19 protein-coding genes are annotated in these 25,793 nt (G+C 74.3%); 12 read left to right on the plus strand and 7 right to left on the minus strand.

Going from position 1 to position 25,793, the window contains the following annotated elements; genetic code table 11:
* Position 1 precedes the first annotated feature (1 nt).
* A complete protein-coding gene (locus tag H488_RS31325; RefSeq protein WP_017834167.1) occupies positions 2-2,503 on the minus strand; it encodes a DNA gyrase/topoisomerase IV subunit A in 2,502 nt (833 codons plus the stop codon).
* Between the two features lie 127 nt (positions 2,504-2,630).
* Here H488_RS31325 and H488_RS31330 point away from each other — a divergent pair, with 127 nt between their 5' ends.
* From H488_RS31330 to H488_RS31345, 3 genes are all read left to right on the plus strand, one after another.
* Positions 2,631-5,327, plus strand: a complete 2,697-nt coding sequence (locus H488_RS31330; protein WP_017834168.1) for a bifunctional acetate--CoA ligase family protein/GNAT family N-acetyltransferase — start codon at positions 2,631-2,633, stop codon at positions 5,325-5,327.
* A gap of 15 nt (positions 5,328-5,342) precedes the next feature.
* Positions 5,343-6,938 (plus strand): serine/threonine-protein kinase, encoded by a 1,596-nt coding sequence (locus H488_RS38250; RefSeq protein ID WP_051063801.1) that lies wholly within the window; start codon positions 5,343-5,345, stop codon positions 6,936-6,938.
* 871 nt (positions 6,939-7,809) lie between these two features.
* Positions 7,810-8,976, plus strand: a complete 1,167-nt coding sequence (locus H488_RS31345; protein ID WP_017834170.1) for an alkaline phosphatase family protein — start codon at positions 7,810-7,812, stop codon at positions 8,974-8,976.
* A gap of 161 nt (positions 8,977-9,137) precedes the next feature.
* On the opposite strand, the gene H488_RS31350 is transcribed toward H488_RS31345, so the two are convergent.
* On the minus strand, positions 9,138-9,875 hold the full coding sequence (locus H488_RS31350; protein WP_031283350.1) for a hypothetical protein: 738 nt from the start codon (positions 9,873-9,875) through the stop codon (positions 9,138-9,140).
* A 157-nt stretch (positions 9,876-10,032) separates the two neighbouring features.
* Positions 10,033-11,466 (minus strand): septation protein SepH, encoded by a 1,434-nt coding sequence (sepH, locus tag H488_RS31355; RefSeq protein WP_017834171.1) that lies wholly within the window; start codon positions 11,464-11,466, stop codon positions 10,033-10,035.
* A 299-nt stretch (positions 11,467-11,765) separates the two neighbouring features.
* On the opposite strand from sepH, the gene H488_RS31360 reads away from it, so the two are divergent.
* A complete protein-coding gene (locus H488_RS31360) occupies positions 11,766-12,065 on the plus strand; it encodes a DUF4193 domain-containing protein (protein ID WP_017834172.1) in 300 nt (99 codons plus the stop codon).
* 94 nt (positions 12,066-12,159) lie between these two features.
* Here the strand turns inward: H488_RS31360 and H488_RS31365 are convergent, their stop codons facing one another.
* Positions 12,160-12,681 (minus strand): DUF3093 domain-containing protein, encoded by a 522-nt coding sequence (locus H488_RS31365; RefSeq protein ID WP_017834173.1) that lies wholly within the window; start codon positions 12,679-12,681, stop codon positions 12,160-12,162.
* Between the two features lie 111 nt (positions 12,682-12,792).
* Here H488_RS31365 and dut point away from each other — a divergent pair, with 111 nt between their 5' ends.
* From dut to H488_RS31385, 4 genes are all read left to right on the plus strand, one after another.
* Positions 12,793-13,221: a dUTP diphosphatase gene (dut, locus tag H488_RS31370; protein WP_031283352.1), complete on the plus strand. Its 429-nt coding sequence runs from the start codon at positions 12,793-12,795 to the stop codon at positions 13,219-13,221.
* Positions 13,222-13,292: 71 nt separating this feature from the next.
* On the plus strand, positions 13,293-14,024 hold the full coding sequence (locus H488_RS31375) for a DUF3710 domain-containing protein (protein WP_031283353.1): 732 nt from the start codon (positions 13,293-13,295) through the stop codon (positions 14,022-14,024).
* A 3-nt stretch (positions 14,025-14,027) separates the two neighbouring features.
* Positions 14,028-14,432: an OB-fold nucleic acid binding domain-containing protein gene (locus tag H488_RS31380; protein WP_051063802.1), complete on the plus strand. Its 405-nt coding sequence runs from the start codon at positions 14,028-14,030 to the stop codon at positions 14,430-14,432.
* Entirely contained in the window at positions 14,429-15,154 is a 726-nt protein-coding gene (locus H488_RS31385; RefSeq protein ID WP_017834177.1) for a DUF3159 domain-containing protein, read from the plus strand. The genes H488_RS31380 and H488_RS31385 overlap by 4 nt, the downstream gene beginning before the upstream one ends.
* A gap of 15 nt (positions 15,155-15,169) precedes the next feature.
* Here the strand turns inward: H488_RS31385 and H488_RS31390 are convergent, their stop codons facing one another.
* Positions 15,170-15,853 (minus strand): potassium channel family protein, encoded by a 684-nt coding sequence (locus H488_RS31390; protein WP_017834178.1) that lies wholly within the window; start codon positions 15,851-15,853, stop codon positions 15,170-15,172.
* Complete coding sequence (locus H488_RS31395; protein ID WP_017834179.1) at positions 15,853-16,599, minus strand: potassium channel family protein; 747 nt, start codon at positions 16,597-16,599, stop codon at positions 15,853-15,855. Before H488_RS31395 ends, H488_RS31390 begins: the two co-directional genes overlap by 1 nt.
* A gap of 86 nt (positions 16,600-16,685) precedes the next feature.
* Between H488_RS31395 and H488_RS31400 the strand changes: the two genes are divergently transcribed.
* The 4 genes from H488_RS31400 to dxs all read left to right on the plus strand — a co-directional run bounded on the left by H488_RS31400 (position 16,686) and on the right by dxs (position 25,295).
* Positions 16,686-18,686: an APC family permease gene (locus H488_RS31400; RefSeq protein ID WP_017834180.1), complete on the plus strand. Its 2,001-nt coding sequence runs from the start codon at positions 16,686-16,688 to the stop codon at positions 18,684-18,686.
* Positions 18,683-20,095 carry a class I SAM-dependent RNA methyltransferase gene (locus H488_RS31405; RefSeq protein WP_017834181.1) on the plus strand — a complete coding sequence of 471 codons (1,413 nt, stop codon included), beginning with the start codon at positions 18,683-18,685 and terminating at the stop codon, positions 20,093-20,095. Before H488_RS31400 ends, H488_RS31405 begins: the two co-directional genes overlap by 4 nt.
* Positions 20,096-20,262: 167 nt before the next feature.
* Positions 20,263-23,088 carry an aconitate hydratase gene (locus H488_RS31410; RefSeq protein ID WP_017834182.1) on the plus strand — a complete coding sequence of 942 codons (2,826 nt, stop codon included), beginning with the start codon at positions 20,263-20,265 and terminating at the stop codon, positions 23,086-23,088.
* Between the two features lie 167 nt (positions 23,089-23,255).
* Positions 23,256-25,295, plus strand: coding sequence for a 1-deoxy-D-xylulose-5-phosphate synthase (dxs, locus tag H488_RS31415; protein WP_017834183.1), 2,040 nt, complete (start codon positions 23,256-23,258; stop codon positions 25,293-25,295).
* A 7-nt stretch (positions 25,296-25,302) separates the two neighbouring features.
* Here dxs and H488_RS31420 read toward each other — a convergent pair whose 3' ends face one another.
* Entirely contained in the window at positions 25,303-25,740 is a 438-nt protein-coding gene (locus H488_RS31420; protein WP_017834184.1) for a Rieske (2Fe-2S) protein, read from the minus strand.
* Between the last annotated feature and the right edge of the window lie 53 nt (positions 25,741-25,793).

Genomic DNA, 25,793 nt, shown 5'->3' on the forward strand with positions numbered 1-25,793 from the left:
CTCAGCCGTAGGCCGGACCCACCGCGTCGATCACCTGGTCGGTGGGCACGCCCGAGCCGTCCCGGCGCCCGTGCTCGGTGGGCAGGGCCCGGGCCACGCCCGAGGCCGCGACCGCCTTGGCCGGTCCGTGCCCCACCCAGGCCAGGGCCAGTCCCGTCTCGCCCTTGAGGAACCGGTGCGCGCGCACCCCTCCGGTGGCCCGGCCCTTGGGCGGGTACTCCGAGAACGGGGTGACCTTCACCGAGTACTGCGACATGCCGGGGAGCACCTCGTCGGCTCGGGCGAGGGTCACGACCACGGGCGTCTCGTCCGCGGCGCGGACCGCCCCGAAGAAGACCACGGCGTCCCCCGCGACCAGCTTGACCCCGGCGACGCCGCCCGCGGTCCGGCCCTGGGGGCGCACCGCACCGGCCTCGAAGTGCAGCAGCTTCCCGTCCCGGGTCACGAACACCAGCTCGTCCTCCGCGGCGGCGGACTCGGCGAGGCCGACCACCTCGTCGTCGTCCTTGAGCGTGATGACCTCCCAGTCCTCGCGGTTGAGCGGATACTCGGGGCTGACCCGCTTGACCACGCCGTTGCGGGTGCCCAGGGCCAGCACCGCGTTGAGCGGCGCGAGCCCCACGAGCCGCTCCCCGCGGCCGAGGGTGAGGAAATCCTTGACCGGGACGCCGTCGCCCAGCTTCGGGGTGCCCTCGAAGGCGGTCAGCACGGGCACGTCCATCACCTGGACGCGCAGCATGCGCCCGGTGGACGTGACCGCCCCGATCTCCCCGCGGGCGGTGGCGCGCACCGCGGAGACCAGGGCGTCGTGCTTGATCCGCCGGGGCGGGTCCACCAGCGGGACCTGGGAGGGCGTGCGGGCGAGCTGGCCCGAGGTGGACAGGAAGACCCAGCAGGGGTCGTCGGCGATCTCGAGCGCGAGCCCGCCCGCCGCCGTCCGCCCCGGTGCGGGGGCCGCCGCCGCGGCGACGGGCGCCGGCAGGGCCTCCGACTCCAGCAGCTCGGTGCGCCGGTCGTCGCCGTGGACCTCCGCGACCTCCGCGAGCTCCGCGGAGACCAGGGCCCGCAGCCGCGAGTCCGAGGCGAGGGTCTCCTCGAGCTCGGCGATCTCCCGGCGCAGCTCCTCCTGCTCCTTCTCGAGCTCGATCCGCGAGTACTTGGTCAGCTGCCGCAGCCGCAGCTCGAGGATGTGGTCGGCCTGCACGCGGCTGAGGTCGTACACGGCCATGAGCCGTTCCCGGGCCACGGCGGTCTCGTCGGAGGAGCGGATGATCTGGATGACCTCGTCGATGTCGACGATCGCCACGAGCAGGCCCTCGACCAGGTGCAGGCGGTCGCGCCGCTTGGCCAGCCGGAAGCCGGTGCGCCGCCGGACCACCGACAGCCGGTGCTCCACGTAGACCCGCAGCAGCTCCAGGAGGCCCATGGTGCGGGGCCGTCCGTCCACGAGGGCAACGTTGTTGATCCCGAAGGAGTCCTCCATGGGCGTGTACTTGTAGAGCTGCTGGAGGACGGCCTGCGGGTTGAAGCCGTTCTTGACCTCGATGACCAGCCGCAGGCCGTTCTTGCGGTCGGTCAGGTCCACGACGTCGGAGACGCCCTGGAGCTTCTTGGCCTGCGCCGCCTCCTTGATCTTCTCGGTGACCTTCTCGGGCCCCACCATGTAGGGCAGCTGGGTGACGACGATGCCCTGCTTGCGGGGGGAGATCTGCTCGACCGAGACCTTCGCGCGGGTCTTGAAGGAGCCGCGCCCGGTCCGGTAGGCGTCCCGGATCCCGTCGAGGCCCACGATCCGCCCGCCCGAGGGCAGGTCCGGGCCCGGGACGAAGCGCATGAGCTCCTCGAGCGTCGCCTCGGGGTGCTCCACGAGGTGCCGGGCGCCCGCGACGACCTCGCGCAGGTTGTGCGGGGCCATGTTCGTGGCCATGCCCACCGCGATGCCGGAGGAGCCGTTGACCAGCAGGTTGGGGAACGCCGCGGGCAGCACGCCCGGCTGGGTGAACTGGTTGTCGTAGTTGGGCACGAAGTCGACGACGTCCTCGTCGAGGTCGGCCGTCAGCGCCAGGGCGGCCGGGGCCATCCGGGCCTCGGTGTAGCGGGAGGCGGCGGGGCCGTCGTCGAGGGAGCCGAAGTTGCCGTGCCCGTCCACGAGCGGCAGGCGCATCGCGAAGGACTGGGCGAGCCGGACCATCGCGTCGTAGATGGCGGAGTCGCCGTGCGGGTGCAGCTTGCCCATCACCTCGCCCACGACGCGGGCGCTCTTGACGTGGCCGCGGTCCGGGCGCAGCCCCATCTGGTTCATCATGAACAGGATGCGCCGCTGCACGGGCTTGAGCCCGTCCCGGGCGTCGGGCAGGGCGCGGGAGTAGATGACGGAGTACGAGTACTCGAGGAAGCTCGTCTCCATCTCGGAGGTCACGTCGATGTCGACGATGTTCTCCCGGAAGTCGGGGGGCAGCTCGTCCTCGGCGGACGGGCGGGAGGGCGCACGGCGGCGTGCCATCACAGCGGGGGGTCCTTCGGTCGTGGGTCGGTCCGGGGCGGGCCCGGCGGCTCGGCGTTCGAGATCGTGCGGGGACGCACCGGGACGCACCGTTGACGGTGCAGGTTTGTCTACTAGCCTGAAGTCTATGGTTCCAGAGACCGCGGACACGGACGACGCCGGGCAGTACCCCGAGTACTGGGAGGCCGACGTCATCCTCCGCGACGGCGCGACGGCGCAGCTGCGCCCGATCTCCCCGGAGGACAAGGACGCGCTCCTGGCCTTCCACCAGTCGCAGTCCGAGAACTCCATCTACCTGCGTTTCTTCTCCTACAAGCCCACCCTCTCCGCCCGGGAGCTGGAGCGGTTCACCCGCGTGGACCACCGGGACCGCGTCTGCTTCGTGCTGGTGCTGGCGGACCGGATCATCGGCGTGGGCCGCTACGACCGCACGGACCGGCACGACGACGCCGAGGTCGCGTTCATGATCTCGGACGCCCACCAGGGGCGGGGCATCGGCTCGATCCTGCTGGAGCACCTCGCCGCGGCCGCGCGCGAGAACGGGATCGACCACTTCTCCGCGGAGGTCCTGCCCGAGAACCGCAAGATGCTCCGCGTGTTCGCGGAGGCGGGCTACGAGCTCACCCGCAAGTTCGACGACGGCGTGGTGGTGGTCGGCTTCGACATCGACCCGACCGAGAAGTCGCTGGCCGTGATGGCCGCGCGGGAGCACCGCGCCGAGGCCCTCTCCATGGCCGACCTCCTCTCCCCGTCCTCGATCGCCGTGATCGGGGCGTCGCGGGACCCCGGCCACGCCGGGCACGCGCTGGTCGAGCACCTCGTCGCCTCCGGGTTCGCCGGCCGGCTCAGCGGGGTGAGCCCCACGCCCTTCGAGCGGGAGGGCATGACCCACGCCACCTCGATCGGGGAGGTCCCCGAGCCCGTGGACCTCGCCGTGGTCGCCGTGCCCGTCGACCAGGTGGCCGACGTCGTGGACCAGTGCGGCGCGGCGGGCGTGCGCGCCGTCGTGGTGGTCACGGGCGGGTACGCCGAGGCCGGCGCGGCGGGCCGGGCCCGGCAGACCGAGCTGGTGCGCCGCGCTCGCTCCTACGGGATGCGCGTGGTCGGCCCGGCGAGCCTGGGCCTCTACAGCACGGCCCCGGAGTCCCGCTTCAACGCCTCCATCCTGCCCACCGTGCCGCGGGAGGGCCCGCTGGGGCTGTTCAGCCAGTCCGGGGCCATCGGCATGATGCTCAACGCGGCCGCGCTGCGCCACGACGTGGGCGTGTCCACGTACCTCTCCGCCGGCAACCGGGCCGACGTCTCCGGCAACGACATGATGCAGTACTGGGAGGACGACGCCGCGACCCGCGCGTGCGGGCTCTACCTGCAGTCCGTGGGCAACCCGCGCAAGTTCTCTCGGATCGCCCGCCGGCTGTCCCTGACCAAGCCCGTGATCGTGGCCAAGAGCGAGGTCACCGGTCTCCGGCTGCCGCCCGGCCACACCGGGCGCACCACCCAGGCCCCGCCGGGGGCCCTGGACGCGATGTTCCGGCAGGCCGGCGTGATCCGCGCGGACACGAGCGAGCACCTCATGGACGTGGCTGGGATCCTCGCCGGCCAGCCCCTGCCCGCGGGCGCCCGCACGGCCCTCGTCTCCAACGCGCTGGCCCTGGGCCAGCTCATGGAGGACCGGTGCATGCAGCTGGGGCTGGACGTCGCGGTGACCCAGGCGGGGGTCCGGACCGCGGACGGCGGGGAGGACGCCCTCGAGGCGCTGCGGGCGGCCGTCGACAGCTGCCTCGGCGCCGAGGCCGTCGACTCCGCCGTGGTCACGCTGATGCCGATCCCGGGTGCCACGCCGGAGCGCGTGGCCGAGCTCGTGGGCCGGGTGGGGCGGGAGCACGGCAAGACCGTGGTGGTCGTCTTCACGGGCAGCACCGAGCCCGGAGCGGTCTCCGCCCTGCACCACGCCGAGGACGGACTGGACGTGCCCTGCTTCGACTCCCCGGGGGCGGCCCTGCGCGCGCTCGCCAAGGTCGTGGACTACACCCGGTGGCGCGCCCAGGACCAGGGCAGCCTCGCCGAGCCGAAGGGCATCGACGCGGAGGCGGCGGAGACCTTCGTGGAGAAGATCCTGCCCAGCGTCACCGGCGACGAGCTGCTCGAGCTGGACGGGGACCAGGCGCGGGAGCTGCTGGAGACCTACGGGGTGGGCCTGCTGCCCAGCGAGCGGTTCACCGATCCCGAGGACGCCCTGGCCGCCGCCGACCGGCTCGGCTACCCCGTGGCCCTCAAGACCACCGACCCCAACCTCCGGCACCGCCTGGACCTGGGCGGCGTGCAGCTCAACATCCAGGACGACGCGCAGCTGCGGGCGGCCATCGAGACCATGCACCGGGCGCTCGCCCCCTTCGGCACCTTCGACCTCGAGGTGCAGGCCATGGCCCCCACCGGCCAGTCGGTGGTGCTCCGGGCCATCGAGGACCCCCTGATCGGCCCCGTGGTCTCGTTCGGGATGGCGGGGGACGCGGTGAACCTCCTCGAGGACTGGGCCCACCGGGTCCCGCCGCTCACCGACCAGGACGTGCGGCGGATGGTCCGCGAGCCCAAGGCCTCGCGCAAGCTCTTCGGCCACCAGGGGGTCCCGGCCGCGGACGTCGACCGGCTCGAGGACCTCGTCGCCCGGGTGGCGCTGCTCAAGGACCGGCACCCCGAGATCGCCCGCGTGGAGCTGAACCCCGTGCTCGTCTCCAGCGGCTCCGTGACCGTGCTGGGGGCCTCGGTCGGCATCGGCAACGCCCGGCAGCGGACGGACAGCGCGCGCCGGGCCATGCGCAGCTAGGCGGGCCCGGACTTCGTGGCGGACACCATAGCCGGTCGGTACACCCTCATCGACCCCATCGCGCGCGGCGGCAGCGGCTCCGTGTGGCGGGCCTGGGACGGCCGGCTCCAGCAGCTGTGCGCGGCCAAGGTGCTGCGCCAGCGCGACTCCGCGGACCTGCTGCGCTTCGCGCGGGAGCAGTCGGTGAAGCTGGACCACCCGCACGTGCTCGCCCCCTACGGGTGGGCCGCGGAGGACGCGCACGTGGTCATCGCGATGCCCCTCGTGCACGGCGGCACCCTGGAGTCCGCGCTGCTCGACAACGGGGCCGCCTCGGTGGAGCTGACCGAGGAGGTTCTCGCCCAGCTGCTCCAGGCCCTGCAGTTCGTGCACGCCCAGGGCTGGGTGCACCGGGACGTGAAGCCGGGCAACCTCATGCTGGACAGCACCGGGACGGGCCGCCCCCACGTCCTCCTCTCCGACTTCGGCATCGCCGTGCGCGTCCAGGACGCCCGGCTGACCCGGACGGGCACCGTGGTGGGCACGCCCGGCTACCTGCCCCCGGAGGCCTACGAGCTCACCGACCCGAACCCCGCGCAGGACCTCTACGCGGCGGGCATCACCGCGCTGCGGATGCTCGACCCCTCGCTGGAGCCGCAGGAGAGCCTGGGGCCCAACGATGCGCGCGCCGTGGTGGGGGAGCAGGGCGACCTCGCGGAGCACCTCGCCGCCCTCCTCACCCCGGACCCCGCCCAGCGCCGCGACGCGGCCGTCACCGTGCTCCACGAGCTCACCGCGGGCGCGGCGAGACGGCGCTTCGACCCTGCCCGCACCCGGGACGGCGAGCCGTTCGAGGTCTTCGACGTCCTCGAGCCGCTGCCGGAGCCGTGGGCGAGCCGGGTGCTGACCGGGTGGGACGGCACGGAGGGGACGGACGGGACGACCGGCGCCGGGCTCGGCGGCGGAGCCGCCGCGGGCGCGGAGGCCGGCGGCCGGTTCCCGGACGGCCCCGACACCCTGGACGCCGGCTCCGGGAGCACCGACTCCGCCGGCACCGCTCCCGGCAGCACCGGGCAGCGGACGGCCGGGACCACGGTGGGCGGCGGCGGGCTGGCCGACGCCGGCGGCGCCGGCAGCGGGACGACCGGCAGCGGGAGAACCGGTGCCGGGGGAGTCGACACCGGGGGAGTCCACACCGGGTCGGGCGACGACGAGGTGCCGGACCCTGCCGGGTCCGGGCGCGACGGCTCCGGGCACGGCGGGTCCGGCGACGGCGACGGCGGGGGCACCGGGAACGACCCCGGGCGGGACCGGGCGGGCCGCCGGCCCGCCGGGGGGAGGGCCACGGAGGCGCTCCCGCGGCCGGCGCGGACCGGGCGGCGCCGCGGCGGCCGAGCCGTGACCGGCGTGTTCGTGGTCCTCGTGGGGATGACTGCGCTGCTGAGCGGATATCTGCTGCTCGATCCCCTGGGCTCCGCGGAGCGGGTGCCCGGTCCCGGGAGCTCGCCCACGGTCACGCGCAGCGCCGACACGACCCCGAGCCCGGCGCCGGAGGAGAGCCCCGTGGTGCTGGAACGGGTCTGCGAGGACGTGGGCGGCGGGGAGGAGCGGTGCTACTTCCGGGTGCCCTGAGGGCCCGTGTTGGGCACTGGCGCGGCCGTGGGGGAAAATGGCCCCCATGACGTATTCAGGTGAGCGCGGCCAGCGGCTGGTCGAGGACATCAACAAGGCCGGCTTCTACCCGCAGCTGGTGATCGACGTGGTCCAGGACTCCCTGGACGGCCGGTCCCCGGTCTCCCACCTCGTGCAGCTGGAGACCCACATCGACCGGACGGAGGTGCACCGCCACACCACCGTGCTGGTGCTCGCCGAGGACGTGCTGCACGTGACGCACGTGGACGACGAGGAGTTCGACGAGGGCGGCCGGGACGTGGTGGCACGGGTCTCCACGGAGACGGTCGGCATCTCGCAGATCCGCTCGGTCACGCTGAGCTACTCGTACTACCAGCCGGCCAACTACCGGCCGGACAGCCCGATCTCCGAGGTGACGCTCGCCATCGCGTGGACGGGCACCCTGCACGTGGACCTGGCGCCCGCACTGTGCGAGGACCCCCAGTGCCAGGCCGACCACGGCTACACCGGCACGGCCGCCCGGGAGGACATCGTGCTGCGGATCAGCGCGGAGGCCGACGGCCCGACCGCCGTGGAGGGCGCGCGGGAGTTCGCGCGCACACTGCGCCGGGCCAACCTCTCCCCGCTGACCGACGGCGCGCAGATCGCCCAGCCAGATCGGAAGAGCACACGTCTGAACTCCAGTCACGTCCGCACATCTCGTATGCCGTCTTCTGCTTGAAAAAAAAAACTGTGGAACTGCGAGCGGCCTCTGTTCCCCGGCTGTTGCCACCGGCTCTCTAGCGTGGGAACCGACCACCNACGGACGTCGAAAACGCCCCCGAAAAGACCGGTTCACCGGCCGGGACAGCGGCGCCGCCCGGTGAGGGCGGTGCAGGAGGTCCTGCCCGCGCTGCCCGCCGACCTGCCGGGGCCGCCGCGCTACGGCAGCCGCTCGGTCGCGGAGGTCATGTCCTCGGCCGCGGCGTCCCTGGGCGTGCCCGGCTTCCGGGACGCGCTGGGGCTGCCCGCCGCCCGGAGGGTCGTCGTCGTCATGGTGGACGGCCTGGGACGGGCCCAGCTGCGGGCCCGCGCCGGGCACGCCCCGGGCCTGGCCGGCGCGCAGGGCCTGGCCACCCTGGACGCGGCGTTCCCCACGACCACGGCGGCCTCGCTGGCGTCCCTCGGCACGGGCGCGGCCCCCGGGGCGCACGGACTCGTGGGCTACGACGTGCTGGACCCCGACCGGGACCGGGTCGTGAACCTGCTCGGCGGCTGGGACGCCGCCGTGGACCCCCGGGCGTGGCAGCCGCTGCCCACGGTGCTCGAGCGCGCCGCCGAGCACGTGGACGTGGTCACGGTCAGCCGGCAGCGCTTCGCCGGCTCCGGGCTCACCGACGCGGCCCTGCGCGGGGGCCGGTTCGTGGCCGCGGAGGGGCCGGCCGCGCGGGTCAGCACCGCGCTCGACCAGCTCGCGGCGGGACGCGACGCCCTCATGTACTTCTACTGGGACGAGCTCGACCGCACCGGCCACGCCCGGGGCTGGGAGTCCTGGGAGTGGACGGCCCAGCTCGAGGAGCTCGACGCGTCGCTGCGCCGTCTGGTCGCGCGCGTGCCGGCCGGCACCACGGTGCTGGTGACCGGTGACCACGGCATGGTGGACGTCCCGCGGGACGCGCGCGTCGACTTCTCCGAGCTCCCGGGGCTGCTGGACGGTGTCCGGCACACGGCCGGCGAGCCCCGCGCGGTGCAGCTGCACCTGGAGCCGGACGCGACGGCGCAGGACGTCCGGGCGCTCGTGGCCGCCTGGCGGGAGCAGTTCGGGTCCCGCGTGTGGATCCTCTCCCGGGAGGCGGCCCTCGACGCGGGCTACTTCGGCCCGCCGGCGCTCGTGCGCGACGCGGTGCGCGGGCGCATCGGCGACCTCCTCGTGCTGGGGCGGGAGCCCCTGGCGCTGTTCGACCTGGGCCGGGTCCGCCCGAGCGTCCTGTCCATGGTCGGCCAGCACGGCTCGCTGACGCGCGCCGAGCGGGAGGTCCCGCTGCTGCGCCTGGCCTGAGCGCCCGCCCACCGCGAGCCGGCGCAGGGACGCCGCGACCGGGGTGCCGCGGCCGGGTGAGCCGCCTCCGGGGTGCCACGCCGGGTGAGCCGCCACGGGGCCGCCGCGCAGCGCGGCGATCCGGCCGCCGCGCCGGGTGGACCGCGGCCGGGGGATTGCGCTCAGGGTGCCGGCGAGGCGTCCTCGGCCGCGTCCTCCGTGGTGGCCCCCTCGGTCCCCGCCTCTGCGGCGGCCGGGCCGGCGTCCTCCTCGGCCGCGTCCTCCTCGTCCGGGTCGACGTCCTCCGCGCCGGCCTCGTCGTCCTCCGCGGGCGCTCCCGGGGTGGTCGGACCGGGATCTGCCGGGGCCGGTGCGGACGGGGCCGGCGCCGGCGGCGGGGGCGCGGGGACCACGGGCTGCGGCGGGACCGGGGCGGGCACCACGGGTTCGGGCACGACGGGCTCGGGGACCACGGGTGCCGGGGGGACGTACGGCGCCGGGGGCGCCACGGGCTCCGGGGCCGGGGGTGGCGGTGCCGGCTCCTCCGCCGAGGGGCTCGGCGTGGGGGAGGGCGTGCGCGAGCGCGACGGCGTGGGCGACGCGGTGGGCGTGCTGGTGGGCGTGGCGGACGGCGAGCTGGTCACCGCAGGGGCCGGGGTGAACTCGGCCTCCCGGCCGGCGCCGAAGAGGTCGCGGCCCACGCCGCCCAGGTAGAGCGCACCCGCGCCGACCAGGACCACGAGCACGACCGCGCCGAGGACCAGCCCGGCGACGAACCGTCCCGGCCCGGAGCCGCGGACCAGCTCGGCCGGCGCCTCCGGAGCGGCGGAGGCGCCGCGGACACCGGGGTCGCCGGGGTCCGGGGCGGCGGCGTCGCGCTCGTCGTCCCCGAAGAGGTCGTCCTGGATGGAATTGCCCATGTCGTGCTGCCCCTGACGTGGTGTCGTCCGTCCGGGCCGCGCGCGGGATGGGGGAGCGCACGAGCCCGGAGGGACGGCGCGGAGCCGTCCCCTGCTGCGTGCACTCTAGCGCGTGCCGGGCCGGCGGCGCCGGACGGCGCGCACCGGCGCCGGGGGCTCAGTCGGACGAGCTGCCGAAGACGATCTCGTCCCAGCTGGGCACCGAGGACCGCGCGGGGCGCCGTGCCTTGGCGGTCTTGTTGCGCGGGCGGGGCCGTTCGGGCGCGGTCTCCTCGGCGGGGCCGGAGTCCTCGGGCTCCTCGCCGGGGACCGCGGGGGCCGGGCCGGCGGAGCGGTCGCCCCGGACGTCGTCGTCCCGGGAGCTCCCGGTCGCGGAGTCCTGGGTCGCGGAGCCCTGGGGCGCGGAGTCCTGGGCGGCGGAGTCCCCGGCCGCGGGCGCCTCGTCCCGGGAGGCGGCGGTGTCCGGTCGCGCCGCGGACCGCTCGGTGCCGTCGTCGACGCCCCGCTCCCGTCCGGCCTCCCGGAAGGTCTCCGAAGCCCTCTCCTGAACGGTGTCCCGGGCGCCGGCGCGAGCGGCGGGCGCACCGGGCGCGGTGGGCTCGACGACGGGATCGTCGGCGGGCTGCACGGTGGCGGGCCCGTCCGTCCGGGGCGCGGGCTCACCGGCCGGTGCCGGCTCCGGTGCGGGACCTGGCTCGGGGAACCGGGTGGCCGGCTGGAAGGGGCGGTCGAAGACGGAGCTGTCCTCGGGTGCGGCCAGGGGGCGGGGCCGCCGCTCGACGTGCCCCATGCCGCGGCCCAGGATCTCGGCGAGGGCGTCGTCCCCCTCGGCGTCCTCCCCGATGCGCTGCCCGCGGCGGGCCTGCAGGACGTCGAGCAGGTCGTCGGCCTCCACGGCGGACCGGCGCAGCTGCGTGAGCTCGGGGTCGAGGCCACCGTCCAGGACGCCGAGGCCCGTGCCGAGCGGCGTGTCCGGGGTGCCGGCCTCCGTGAGGGCCTCCGCCCACGCGTTCGTGGGACGGACGCTCTGGTTCGCCGGGTTGTAGAACCACTCGGCCAGCGGCTCGTCGTGGGCGGGCGCGGCGGCGCGGTCGACCACGGAGAACCGGGCGACCACCGCCCACAGGTGGTCCTCCCGCTGCCAGGAGTCCCACTCCAGGGAGGAGGGGTCCACCCCGAGGTCGGCGGCCCGGTGGGCGACGGCGCGGCCCAGGGTGAGGGGTTCGCCCTCGAAGACGGAGTGGTAGCCGCGGTGCGCGGAGCGGTCCTCGATCTCGACCTTCTGGGCCTCGGTGGCGATGTGGGCCCGCTCGGCGAGGATCGGCCACTCGTAGCGGCGGACCCGGGAGGCCTCCCACCCGCTCTCGGCCACGATCTCCTCGACCGTGGCCCCGGAGCGGAACCGGGCCTGGATCTCACGCGGCCCGAACTGGCCCGTTCCCCGCTGGCGGGCGCCCGGCAGCCGCCGGGCGCGCTGGACGGCCAGGCGCAGCTCCTGGTCGATCCGCAACAGGTGGCGGGTGCCTGCCTCGTCCTCGACGACCAGGTGCTCACCGTCGTCGTGCACACCTGCCAGGCGCAACTGCTCCATGCTGTCATTCCTCCGGGTGGTTCTCGGGTGCGCTCGGGGTCGTCGAGCGGGCGCTGCGGGGCGGGTCCGTCGGTCGCGGCCGACGTGCCGGCCCGGACCCGCCCCCAATCCTACTGGCCGTCGCGCGCCCCGGCCGGAGGCCGCCCGCGGACGGGCCCGGCCGCGTGTTCGCGGGCCCGGGACGGGGTTGGATTTTTGCCCACGGATGGTGAACAATCTACGCGACACAGAGCCCGGAGGGCGGCGCACGGCCGCGCCGGAGCCCGCCCTCGGACCCCGCATTGGAGCGAAGACCGGACATGGCCACTGATTACGACGCGCCGCGCAAGCAGGAGGACGAGCTCAAGGAGGACTCGATCGAGGAGCTGCAGACGCGCCGCACCGATGCGCAGTCCGGCACCGTCGACGAGGACGAGGCGGCCGCGGCCGAGAGCTTCGAGCTGCCGGGCGCGGACCTCTCCAACGAGGAGCTGTCCGTCGTCGTGCTGCCGGCCCAGGAGGACGAGTTCACCTGCGGCTCGTGCTTCCTGGTGCGCCACCGCTCCCAGATCGCCGAGGAGCGGGGCGGGGTCAAGTACTGCGTCGAGTGCGTGGGCTGAGCCCCGCAGGGCCGAGCTCGTCCGGAGGACCGGAAGAACCCCGTCGCGACGGTCGTCGCGGCGGGGTTCTTCCGTGCGGTGGCGGCGGGCGCGCTCACGGACGCGCGGACAGCACCTCGACGATCCGCTCCGGGTGCCGGGTGGAGGTGAGCCAGTACGGCGTGGGGTCCACGGGGTCGGTGATCCGGATCCGCACCACCGGGCCCACGGACGCCCGGAAGTTCATGAAGGCCCGCCCGTCCAGCTCGGGGCCGCGGACCCGGCGGACGTCGTCGCCGCGGAAGGCCTCGGCCTCGCCCACGAACCGTCGCTCGATGCGGGCCCGGCCGACCTGCAGGGACTCGTCGGTGACGACGATGGTGGTGCTGGAGGCGACGAGGGCCACGGCCGTGCCGCCGCCGACCACGACGGCCGCCGCTCCGGCCACCCACGGGTCGATGGGGGCGAGCGCGACGAGGGCGACGACGCCGGCGAAGAGCACGAGCAGCCACATCCACCACGCGGGGGTGAGCTTCTCCTGGTAGAGGATCTCGGCGCCGGGCCGCTCGGAGGAGGACCGGCGGGGTTCGCGGGGGCCGTCGGCCGGGGACGCACTGGAGGACGCAGGACGGGACATGCCTCTAGCGTCTCACGACTGCGCCCGGGGTCCGGCGCGTTAGAGTGGGGCACTGTGAACGACCAGTCGACAGGCCACCGGCCGCCGTCGGGCAACGGGCGCCCGCTCAGCATCGCGCTGCAGGCCCTCGACCCGGACCTTCCCCTGCCCGTGTACGCGAAGCCCGGAGACGCGGGCGCCGACCTGCGCTCGCGCGAGGACGTGGTCCTCGGCCCCGGTCAGCGGGCCCTGGTGCCCACGGGGGTGGCGATCGCGCTGCCCGAGGGGTACGCCGGGTTCGTGCACCCCCGCTCGGGGCTGGCGGCCCGGCACGGGATCACGGTGGTCAACGCCCCGGGCACGGTGGACTCCGGCTACCGGGGCGAGATCATGGTCACCCTGCTCAACACGGACGGCGCCGAGCCCTTCACCGTCCGCCGCGGCGACCGCATCGCCCAGCTCGTCGTCCAGCGCGTCGAGCAGGCCGTCTTCGAGCTCGTCGACGTGCTGCCCGGCTCGGCGCGCGGCGGGACGGGGTTCGGCTCCAGCGGCACCGCCTGAATCCACGAGCAGACCCCCCACGAGCTCACGCCACGAGCCGGCACCGCGTGCCGGCGGAGGAGAACGACACCATGTTCGGTCGCAAGAAGAAGAAGGCCGCGGCGCAGGACGCCGCCCCGCAGCAGCCGGAGGCCGCGCCGAGCGCGGAGGACGCCGCGGCGGCGCGGCGGCGCGAGCCGCAGGGCCCGCTCGACGTCTCCCAGGTGGAGGACCGGGACGGCTACCTCGATCTCGGCGCCGTGCTCGTGCGTCCCCGCCCGGGGCTGGGGGTGCGGCTCGAGGTGGACGAGCGCACGCAGCGCCCCCGTGCCGTCGCCCTCGACCTCGACGGCGGCTCGGTCCAGGTCCAGGCGTTCGCCGCGCCCCGCTCCGAGGGGCTGTGGGACGAGGTCCGCCGCGAGCTGGTGCAGTCGCTGCGCTCGAGCAACGGCGAGCCGACGGTCGAGGAGGGCCCGTTCGGGCTACAGGTCGTCACCCGGTTCCCCGCCACCGCCTCCGACGGGACCCGCGGCTTCCGCCTCGCCCGCTTCGTGGGCGTCGACGGGCCGCGCTGGTTCGTGCGGGCCGTGTTCACGGGCACCGCCGCGGTGACCGCGGAGTCGGCCGCGGCCCTCGACGAGGTCGTGCGCGAGCTCGTGGTGGTGCGCGGCGACCGGCCCATGCCCCCCCGGGAGCTGCTGACGCTGGTCGTGCCCGAGGACGCGGTCCGTTCCCCCGCCCCGGACACGGAGCCGGAGCCGGAGCCGGCGCCGGAGCCCGTGCGGCCGCCGCGGCGCGGACCCGAGATCACCGAGATCGGCTGAGCCATGACGAGAACAGGCACCGGCGAGTTCCGGCCGACACCGGGAACCGGGTCCATCGACGTGGTCGCCGAGGCGCCCGTGTGCGCGGGCGACCTCGACCCCTCGACCGCCGCCGGGAGCCGGCGCCGGGTGATGGCGACCGGTCTCGTGGTGGAGGTGACCGTGCCCCCGGTGACCGGCGCGCAGAACTACACCGCCCTGCTCGCCCCGGACTGCCCGCAGGCGCCGGGGGACGAGAGCGTGGCCGCCCCCCGGCCGCTGCGCCTCGTGTGGCACGGCCAGCGCACCGTGCCGGGCGTCACCGCGGGGACGCGGCTGCGCTGCGTGGGCGTGGTGAGCTTCCGGGACGGGCGCCCCTCGATGTTCAACCCGCGCTACGAGATCATCGCGAAGCAGGTCAGCAGATGACGGATCCCCAGGAGCCCGGGAGCGCCGCGGACGGGCCGGGGCGCGGCCACGACGTGGAGCGCTCGATGGCCGCCTACGCCGCGCGCTCGGGCATGCGCCGCAAGGACAACGGGCAGCTCGACGTGCTGCACGCCGTCGGCGGCTGGCGCGGTCTGGCCGAGACGATCCTGCCGGGCTTCGTGTTCCTCGCCGTGCTGCTCGTCGGCAACACCCTCGGGGTCGCGCTCGCCGCGTCCCTGGGCACGGCCGCCCTGTTCACCGTGCTGCGCCTGGTCCAGCGCCAGAGCCTGGTCCAGGCCGTGTCCGGGTTCGTGGGCGTGGGCGTCTGCGCGCTGTTCGCGCGGGCCACCGGCGAGGCGCTGGACTACTACGTCCCCGGCTTCTGGATCAACGCGGCCTGGTTCGCGGGCCTGGGCGCGTCCCTGCTCCTGCGCTGGCCGCTGCTCGGCGTCTTCTACGGCTACATCCGCGGGGAGGGCGCGCAGTGGCGCGACGTCCCGGTGCGCCGTCGCGCCTACCAGGTGGCCACGGTCATGCTGATGGCGATGTTCGCGGCCCGCCTGCTCGTGCAGGTGCCCCTGTACTTCGCGGAGAACCTCACCGGCCTGGGCGTGGCGCGGCTGGTCATGGGCGTGCCGCTGTACGCGCTGACCCTGTGGCTCGCCTGGCTCGTCTCCCGGCCCCCGGAGCAGATCGCCGCCCAGGAGCAGGACACCCCCTGAGGCCCCGGCCCGCGCTCAGCTCCGGTGCGGCTCGTGCCGGCCGGCCGTCGTGAACATCGCGCGCAGCTGCGCCTCGCCCTCCGTGGTGGAGACGAAGAACAGCTGGTCGGCGCCCTCCACCACGTCGTCCCCCGAGGGGGTGATGGGCACCCCGTCGCGCAGGATGGCCACGAGGGTCACGTCCGGCGGCCACGGCACCTGGGAGACCATCGTGGCGATGATGGGGTGCTCGTGCGGCACCGTGTAGGCGGAGAGGGTCGCCCCGCCCGTCTGCAGGGTCAGCAGGCGCACCACGTCGCCCACCTCGACCGCCTCCTCCACGAGCGCGGTCATCAGCCGCGGCGTGGACACGGCCACGTCCACCCCCCACGCGTCGTCGAAGAGCCACTCGTTCTTCGGGTTGTTGACCCGGCCCACCGTGCGGGGCACGCCGAACTCGCTGCGCGCCAGGAGGGAGACCACCAGGTTCGCCTTGTCGTCGCCCGTGGCGGCGACGACGACGTCGGTCTCCTCCAGCCCGCCCTCCCGCAGCGTGGAGAGCTCGCAGGCGTCACCGATGATCCACTGGGCCCCGCGCAGGTCCGAGCGGCCGATGACCTCGGGCTTCTCGTCGAAGATCACCACCTCGTGCTGGTGGGACAGCAGCTCCCGGGCGATCGAGGCGCCCACGGCGCCCGCGCCCACGATGACCACGCGCATCAGGATCCTCCCCGGGAGGTGTCGTCGGAGCCGGGCGCGTCGTCGGACTCCCGGCGCAGGGAGTTGGCGAAGTCGAGCACGTCCGGGCCGGGCGGGCGGGACAGGACGCGGGACACGGCCTCGACGTCGTCGGTGCGCATCATGGCGTGCACCACGTCCCCCTGCTGGTAGCTCATGTCGGGACCCGGCAGCACGCCCTCCCCGAAGCGCGTCACGAACGCGATCCGCACCCCCGTGGCCTCCTGGATCGCGTCCAGGTGCAGCCCGGACCACGAGTCGTCCAGGGACAGCTCGCCCAGCTGCAGACGTCCCGAGGCCTCGCGGAAGTCGGCCGTGATCGTCTGCTCGGGCAGGATCCGGCGCAGCGCCTGGTCGGCGCTCCAGCGCACGGCGGCGACGGTGGGGATCCCCAGCCGCTGGTAGAACTCGGCCCGGGAGGGGTCGTAGATGCGGGCCACCACGTGGCGGACCTTGAACGTCTCGCGCGCCACGCGCGCCGCGATGATGTTGGAGTTGTCCCCGCTCGAGACGGCCGCGAAGGCGTAGGCCTCCTCGATCCCGGCCCGGCGCAGCACCTCCTGGTCGAAGCCGAGGCCGGTGACCTTCTTGCCCTCGAAGGACTTGCGCAGCCGCCGGAAGGCGCGGTCGTCCTGGTCGATCACCGCCACGGTGTGCCCGGAGTCCTCGAGGGTGTGGGCGACCATCACGCCGACGCGCCCCACTCCCATGATCACGAAATGCGCCATGCCTCTCAGCCTAGGTCACCCCGGGGGGCGCGGCCCGCACGGGGCGCGGCGGACAATCGGTGCGGGACGGACTACCGTGGGGAGCCGTGCAGAGCATTCCCCGGGCGCTGAGGCGAGCCCTCGTCGGCAAGCCCATCCACAACGAGCGGTTCAGCGACGCCGTGCTGCCCAAGCGCACGGCGCTGCCGGTGTTCTCGGCGGACGCCCTCTCCTCGGTGGCCTACGCCCCCGACGAGATCATCCTCACCCTCGCGCTCGCGGGGACCACCGCCGTGGCGGTCTCCCCGTGGGTGGGCCTGGCCGTGCTCGTGGTGCTCACCGTGGTGATCACCGCCTACCGGCAGAACGTGCGCGCCTACCCCTCCGGCGGCGGCGACTACGAGATCGTCTCCAAGAACCTCGGCCGCACCGCGGGGGTGGGCGTGGGCGCGGCCCTGATGGCCGACTACGCCCTCGTCGTGGCGGTGTCCATGGCCACCGCCGCCCAGTACGTCACCGCGGCGCTGCCCGCGCTCGCCGGGCGGCGGGTGGAGCTGGCCGTGGCCGGGATCCTCTTCGTGGGGCTGCTCAACCTGCGCGGGCTGAAGTTCATGGGCCGGGCCGCGGCCGTGCCCACCTACTTCTTCCTCGCGGTCCTGACCGCGCTGCTGCTCGTGGGCCTGGGCCAGGACCTCACCGGCTCCCTGGGGGACGCCCCCAGCGCCGGCCGGGAGGTCCTGCCGGCCGCCGGCTTCGACGCGGGGCTGGCCGGTCTCGCGGGGGCCCTGCTGGTGCTGCGGGCCTTCTCCTCCGGGGCCGTGGCGCTGACCGGCGTGGAGACCATCACCAACTCGGTGCCCTACTTCCGCAAGCCCCGCGCCGCCAACGCCGCGGCCACCCTGGGCGTGCTCGGGGCGATCTCGGCGGCCCTGCTGGCCGGGGTACTGTACCTCGCGGACCGCACGGACGTCGTGGTCGTCGGCGACCCGGAGGAGCAGCTGCTCGTCGACGGCCGGCTCCCCGGCCCCGACTTCTTCCAGGACCCCGTGCTGGGCCAGCTCGCGAAGACCGTCTTCGGCACCGACTCCCTGTGGTTCTTCGTGCTCGTGGCCGCGACGGTGGGCGTGCTGATCCTCGCCGCGAACACCGCCTTCTCCGGCTTCCCCACGCTGGCGTCCCGGCTGGCGCGGGACGCCTTCCTGCCCCGGCAGCTGCAGGCGCGCGGGGACCGCTTCGCGTTCACCAACGGCATCCTGCTGCTGCTGCTCGTCGCCGTGGTGCTCACCGTGGCGTTCGGGGCCAACGTCAACAGCCTCATCCAGCTCTACATCGTGGGCGTGTTCGTCTCCTTCACGCTCACGCAGGCCGGCATGGTCCGGCACTGGGCGCGCGTCCGGCGGATGCGCCCGCACCCCGGGGTCCGCCGCGAGCTGTTCGTGCGCCGGGCCGTGGCCCTGGTCGCCTTCGTGCTGTGCGCGGCGGTGCTCGTCGTCGTCCTCGTCACCAAGCTCACCCAGGGCGCGTGGATCACCATCGTGGCCATCGTGGTCCTCAGCGCGGTCATGGCGGGGGTCCGGCGGCACTACGACGCCGTGGACGCCGAGCTCGCGCTGCAGCCCGACTCCCCGGTCCGGGCCCTGCCCTCGCGGGTGCACGCCATCATCTACGTCTCCTCCGTCCGCAAGCCCCTCATGCGCGCCCTGGCCTACGCCCGGGCGTCCCGGCCCTCGACCCTCGAGGCCGTCGTCGTGGACACGAACGCCGCCGCCACCCGCCGGATCCTCGACGAGTGGCGCCGCCTCGAGATCCCGGTGCCCGTCACCGTGCTCCACGCGCCCTACCGGGACACCATCGGCCCGGTCCTCGACCACGTGCGCGGGGTGCGCCGCAAGTCGCCCCGGGACCTGGTCGTGGTGTACCTGCCCGAGTACGTCGTGCGGCACCGGTGGGAGCGGCTGCTGCACAACCAGGCCATCCGGCCGCTGCGGGCCCGCCTGCACCAGGAGCGCGGGGTCATGACGGCCTCCGTGCCCTGGCACCTGTCCTCCGCCTCCGGCCAGGACACGGGCCCCGAGTCCGCCCCCGAGCAGAGAGCGTCCCGCCCGTGACCCCGTCCCACCCCCCGGCCCCCGCCGAGCCCGCCGCCCCCGTCGAGCTCGAGCTGCGCCTGGGCCTCGTCGCCCACGGCGGCCACACCGTGGCCCGCACCGGCGAGGGCCGCGTGGTGTTCGTCCGCCACGGCCTGCCCGGCGAGCTCGTCCGCGTCCGCCTCACCGACAGCGGCCCCGAGGCCCGGTTCTGGCGCGGCGACGTCGTGGCCGTCCTCGAGGCGGACCCCCACCGGCGGACCGAGCACGTGTGGGCCCCGGCCGACCCCCTGCTGACCTGGCGGCGCGGCGAGCCGCCCGTCGGCGGCGCGGAGTTCGGCCACGCCGAGCTGGAGGCCCAGCGCGCCCTCAAGGCCGCGGTGGTGACCGAGCAGCTCACCCGACTGGCCGGGCTCGAGACCGAGCTCGTCGTCGAGGCCGTGCCGGGGGAGGACCCGCAGGGCCGCGGCTGGCGGACCCGGGCGCACTTCGCGGTCGATCCCGCGGGGCGGATCGGGATGCACCCCCACCGCAGCGCGGCCGTCGTCCCGGTGGACGGCTTCCCGCTCGTGGTCCCCGCCATCGACGCCCTGCGGCTCGGGCGGCTCGACCTGCGCGGGGCGGAACGGGTCGACGTCGCGGCCCCCGCCGACGGCGGGACGCCGCTGGTGCACCTGAGCCTGGCCGCCGGGGCCGACCCGCACCGGCTGCGCCGCGAGCTGGCACGGCTCACCGCGGACCAGGACGTCTCCGTCACCGCCCGCGCCGAGGGGCAGCGCGAGCCCGAGACGTGGGCGGGCCGGCCGTCGGTCGCCGAGCACGTGGGCCCGCACCGGTGGGAGGTCTCCGCCGAGGGGTTCTGGCAGATCCACCGCGCGGCCCCCGCCCTGCTGCACCGGGAGGTGCCCGCGGCCGCCGCGGCGCGCCCCGGGGAGCACGCCCTCGACCTCTACGCCGGCGCCGGACTGTTCACGGCCGCGCTCGCGGACGCCGTGGGGGAGACGGGCACGGTCCTGGCCGTCGAGGGCTCGCCGGTCACCAGCGCCGACGCCCGCCGCGCCTTCGCCGGCCGGCCGGGGGTCCGTGTCGAGCGCGGGAGCGTCGACAAGGTGCTCGCCCGGACCTGGCCGCAGGCGGCGCCGGCCCGTGGCCGCCGGCCGGCGCGGGGCGGCCGCCCGGCCCGGAGCGGCGCGGCCCGCCCCGACGTCGTGGTCCTGGACCCGCCCCGGGCGGGCGCCGGGCGGACCGTCGTGGACCAGCTCGTGGCGCTGGCCCCGCGCCGGATCGTCTACCTCGCGTGCGACCCGGCCACGCTGGCGCGGGACCTGGGCCGGTTCCGCCGCGCCGGGTGGCACGTGCGGTCGGTGCGCGCCTTCGACATGTACCCGAACACCCATCACGTCGAGACGCTGGCGGTCCTGGAGCCCTGACGGACGCCGCCGCCCGCTGCGTGACGGCGACCGCCGGGAGTCGTTCGGAGTCATCGGGCTCACACGGGCTACACTGGCGGATGACTGTTCACGGGAGAACCTCCGGCCCTTCGCCGGTGTCCTCCCGCGGGCGTTTCCAAGACGGTGGCGAGAGGAGTTCCACGCATATGAGCACAGTGGACAGCTTCGGGGCCAAGGGCGTACTCGACGTCAAAGGCACCGAATACGAGATTTTCCGACTGAACACGCTGGAGGGTGCGCAGAAGCTCCCGTACAGCCTGAAGGTTCTGCTCGAGAACCTGTTGCGCACCGAGGACGGCGCCAACATCACCTCCGAGCACATCGAGGCCCTGGCCAACTGGGACCCCACGGCCGAGCCCAGCATCGAGATCCAGTTCACCCCGGGTCGCGTGATCATGCAGGACTTCACGGGCGTGCCCTGCATCGTGGACCTCGCGACGATGCGCGAGGCCATCGCGGACCTCGGCGGCGACCCCGCCCGCGTGAACCCGCTCGCCCCGGCCGAGCTCGTGATCGACCACTCCGTGCAGATCGACTCCTTCGGGACCTCGGACTCGATCGGGATCAACATGGACATCGAGTACCAGCGCAACGGGGAGCGCTACCAGTTCCTGCGCTGGGGCCAGACGGCGTTCGACGACTTCAAGGTCGTCCCCCCGGGCATGGGCATCGTCCACCAGGTCAACATCGAGAACCTGGCGCGCGTCGTGATGACCCGCGAGGTCGACGGCGTGCTGCGCGCCTACCCGGACACCTGCGTGGGCACCGACTCGCACACCACCATGGAGAACGGCCTGGGCGTGCTCGGCTGGGGCGTGGGCGGCATCGAGGCCGAGGCCGCGATGCTCGGCCAGCCCATCTCCATGCTCATCCCGCGCGTGGTCGGCTTCAAGCTGACCGGCCAGATCCCGTCCGGGGCCACCGCCACCGACGTGGTGCTGACCATCACGGAGATGCTCCGCGAGCACGGCGTGGTCGGCAAGTTCGTCGAGTTCTACGGCGAGGGCGTCGGCGCCGTGCCCCTGGCCAACCGCGCCACCATCGGCAACATGAGCCCCGAGTTCGGCTCCACCGCCGCGATCTTCCCGATCGACGACGTCACCCTCGAGTACCTGCGCCTGACCGGCCGCTCCGACGAGCAGATCGACCTCGTCGAGGCGTACGTCAAGGAACAGGGCATGTGGCACGACCCGTCCGAGGAGATCACCTTCTCGGAGTACCTCGAGCTGGACCTCTCCACCGTGGTCCCCTCGATCTCCGGGCCGAAGCGGCCGCAGGACCGCATCTCGCTCACCGACGCGAAGGCGCAGTTCCACGAGGACATCAAGAACTACGCCACGCACGTCGACGACAACGCCTCCGGCGACACCGTGGACGACGTCGCGGCGCAGTCCTTCCCGGCCTCGGACGCCCCCGGCTACACTGCGGACGACCACCAGTCGGAGGCGGACCGCCCGCGCGAGCACCACGCCTTCGCCGAGGACGGCCGCCCGAGCAAGCAGGTCCCCGTGACCATGCCCGACGGCCGCGAGTTCGAGCTCGACCACGGCGCGGTCTCGATCGCGTCGATCACCTCGTGCACCAACACCTCGAACCCGTCGGTCATGATGGCCGCCGCGGTGCTGGCGCGCAACGCCGTCGAGAAGGGGCTCAAGGCCAAGCCCTGGGTCAAGACCTCGATCGCCCCGGGCTCGAAGGTCGTCACCGACTACTACGAGAAGTCCGGTCTGGTGCCGGCGCTCGAGGAGCTCGGCTTCTTCATCGTGGGCTACGGCTGCACCACCTGCATCGGCAACTCCGGTCCCCTCGAGGACGAGATCTCCCAGGCCATTCAGGACAACGACCTGGCCGTGACCTCGGTGCTCTCCGGCAACCGCAACTTCGAGGGCCGCATCAACCCGGACGTGAAGATGAACTACCTGGCGTCCCCGCCGCTGGTCATCGCCTACGCCCTGGCCGGCAACATGGACTTCGACTTCGAGAGCGAGTCCCTGGGCCAGGACGCCGACGGCAACGAGGTGTACCTCAAGGACATCTGGCCGGACCCGGCCGAGGTGCAGAAGATCATCGACGCGTCCATCGACACGGAGATGTTCACCCGCGAGTACGGCACCATCTTCGACGGCGACGAGCGCTGGCAGAACCTGGACACCCCCACCGGAAAGACGTTCGAGTGGAACCCCGAGTCCACCTACGTCCGCAAGCCCCCGTACTTCGAGGGCATGACGATGGAGACGACCCCGGTCGAGGACATCACGGGCGCCCGCGTGCTGCTGAAGCTGGGCGACTCGGTCACGACCGACCACATCTCCCCGGCGGGCTCGTTCAAGTCCGACACCCCGGCCGGCAAGTACCTCATCGAGAACGGGGTCCAGCGCAAGGACTTCAACTCGTACGGCTCCCGCCGCGGCAACCACGAGGTCATGATCCGCGGCACCTTCGCCAACATCCGGATCAAGAACCAGCTCCTGGACGGCGTGGAGGGCGGCTACACCCGCGACTTCACGCAGGAGGGCGGCCCGCAGGCCGCCGTCTACGACGCCTCGATCAACTACCAGGAGGCCGGCGTCCCGCTGGTCGTGCTGGGCGGCAAGGAGTACGGCTCCGGGTCCTCCCGCGACTGGGCCGCGAAGGGCACCTCCCTGCTGGGCGTCAAGGCCGTCATCGCCGAGAGCTACGAGCGCATCCACCGCTCGAACCTCATCGGCATGGGCGTGCTCCCGCTGCAGTACCCGGCCGGGGAGTCCGCGGACTCCCTCGGCCTGGAGGGCACGGAGACCTTCGACATCCAGGGCGTGACCGGGCTCAACGAGGGCACCACCCCGAAGACGCTCAAGGTCACCGCCACGAAGGAGGACGGCTCCACCGTCGAGTTCGACGCGGTCCTGCGCATCGACACGCCGGGCGAGGCGGACTACTACCGCAACGGCGGCATCCTGCAGTACGTGCTCAGGAACATCGCGAAGTCCTGATCCCAGGGCGTTCGCAGCACGCAGGGGCCCGGTCCGGGAACGGACCGGGCCCCTGCGCGTCGTCGGCCCTGTCGGGGCGAACGAGTAGGATCGGGGGAGCGCGCCGCCCCGGCCCCCCGGGACCGACGGCGCGAGCGACCACGACGCCGAGGACTGCGGGAGAAACCATGAGCGTGCTGGAGCGGGTGTCCGGGCCCGAGGACCTCGCGGGACTGAGCCGCGCGGAGCTGGGCCGGCTGGCCGAGGAGATCCGCGAGTTCCTCGTCACCCACGTCTCCGCGACGGGCGGCCACCTGGGACCCAACCTGGGCGTCGTCGAGCTGACCCTCGCGGTGCACCGGGTCTTCGACTCGCCCAAGGACTCCGTCGTCTTCGACACCGGGCACCAGTCCTACGTGCACAAGCTGCTCACCGGCCGCAAGAACTTCGAGACCCTGCGCCAGGAGGGCGGTCTCGCCGGCTACCCGGACCGGCGCGAGTCGGAGCACGACATCGTCGAGTCCTCCCACGCGTCCTCCTCCCTGTCCTGGGCCGACGGCATCTCGCGCGGCTACGCGATGACCGGTCAGCACGACCGGCACACGGTGGTGCTGGTGGGGGACGGGGCGCTCACCGGCGGGATGGCCTGGGAGGCCGTCAACAACATCGCCTCCGACCGCGACCGCAAGGTCGTCATCGTGGTCAACGACAACGGCCGCTCCTACGCCCCGACCGTCGGCGGCTTCGCCAACCACCTCGCGGAGCTCCAGGCCAGCGTGCAGCAGGGCGTGGACGCCGTGCGCACCGACCGCCGCTACGAGCAGACCCTCGAGACCGTGAAGGACCTGCTGAAGCACTCCGGCCCCGTCGGGGAGATGTTCTACCGCGGTCTGCACGGGATGAAGCAGGGCATCAAGGACGTCGTGGTGCCCCAGGGCATCTTCGAGGACCTCGGCATGAAGTACGTCGGCCCCGTCGACGGGCACGACCTCGAGGCCGTCGAGCAGGCCCTGGGCAACGCCAAGAACTACGGCGGACCGGTCATCGTGCACGCGATCACCGAGAAGGGCCACGGCTACGGGCCCGCCACCGCGAACGTGGACGACCAGTTCCACGCCGTGGGCGTCATCGACCCCGTCACCGGCCGCTCCACGGCCACGAGCTCCGAGCGCAGCTGGACGGCCGTGTTCCGCGACGAGATCGCCCGGATCGCCGACGAGCGCGAGGACGTCGTCGGCATCACCGGCGCCATGCTCATCCCCGTGGGGCTGCAGAAGATGCAGGCCGCCCACCCCGACCGGGTCGTGGACGTGGGCATCGCCGAGCAGCACGCCATCGCCATGGCCGCCGGCATGGCCTACGGCGGCCTCCACCCCGTGGTGGCCCTCTACGCGACGTTCCTCAACCGCGGCTTCGACCAGCTCCTCATGGACGTGGCGCTGCACCGGGCCGGCGTCACGGTCGTCCTCGACCGGGCCGGGGTCACCGGCCCGGACGGCCCCAGCCACCACGGCATGTGGGACCTCGCGCTGCTCCAGATCGTGCCCGGGCTGCACCTGGCCGCACCGCGCGACGAGCCCACCCTGACCGAGGAGCTGCGCGAGGCGGTGGCCGTCGACGACGCCCCCACCGTCATCCGGTACCCCAAGGGCGCCGTGGGCGCCCCCGTCCCGGCCGTCGAGCGGCTGGCGGACGGGGTGGACGTGCTCGCGCGCCGCGGCGGCGAGAGCGGGACCGAGGGCGCCCGCCGGGACGTCCTGCTCGTGTCCGTCGGCGCCATGAGCGCTCTGGCGCTGGACGTGGCCGACCGGCTCGAGGCCCACGGCGTCACCTCCACCGTGGTCGACCCCCGCTGGGTGCTGCCCGTGCCGGCCTCGGTCATCGAGCTCGCCGCCCAGCACCGGATCGTGGTGGTCGTCGAGGACGGCGTGCGCGCCGGCGGGATCGGCTCCCGGATCCGCCAGGAGATGCGGGCGGCGGGCGTCGACACCGCCCTCAACGAGGTGGGGCTGCCCACGGAGTTCCTCCTGCACGGCTCCCGCTCCCAGGTCCTCGCGCGGGTCGGCCTGACCGCCCAGCGCGTCGCCCAGGACACGCTGGCCTCCGTGCTCGGCACCCGGGTGCCCTACGCGCGCCCGGTGCAGGGCGCGGCCGCGGGCCAGGGTGCCGTGCCCGACACGGCCGAGGACGCCCGCGGGGCGTCGCTGCCGCGGTCGCACCGGGGCTGAGCCCCGCTCAGCCGAGCAGGATCCGCCCGTCCGCCACGCTCGCGGGGTACGGCTCCAGCCCGGACTCGGCGGGTCCGGCCAGGACCTCGCCGGTCGTGAGGTCGAACTGCGAGGAGTGGCACGGGCAGACGTAGAGCTCCTCCTGCGGGGCCACCATGCACCCCTGGTGCGGGCACACGGGAGAGAACGCGACGACCGTGTCCGGGTCCGGGCGGCTCACGACGGCCTGTACGTCGTCCCGGTCGAACTTCACCGCTGAGCCCACCGGCAGGTCCTCGAGGGCGCCCGCGTCCACGGGGCCGGACGCTGCGGGGGCGGGGCCGCCGCCCGTCGACGGCGGGGCGTCGGCGGCGCACGCGGTGAGCGCCGCGGTCGAGCCGGCCCCGGCCAGGCCGAGGACCGTGCGCCGGGACGGGGCGGACGGGGTGGTCGGGCGCTCGGGCATCGGGGTCCTCTCGACGGCGGGGTGCGGGTCCGCCGTCAGTCTAGGCGCCGGGC

Source organism: Kocuria sp. UCD-OTCP (assembly GCF_000349605.1).
GTDB classification, from domain to species: Bacteria; Actinomycetota; Actinomycetes; order Actinomycetales; family Micrococcaceae; genus Kocuria; species Kocuria rosea.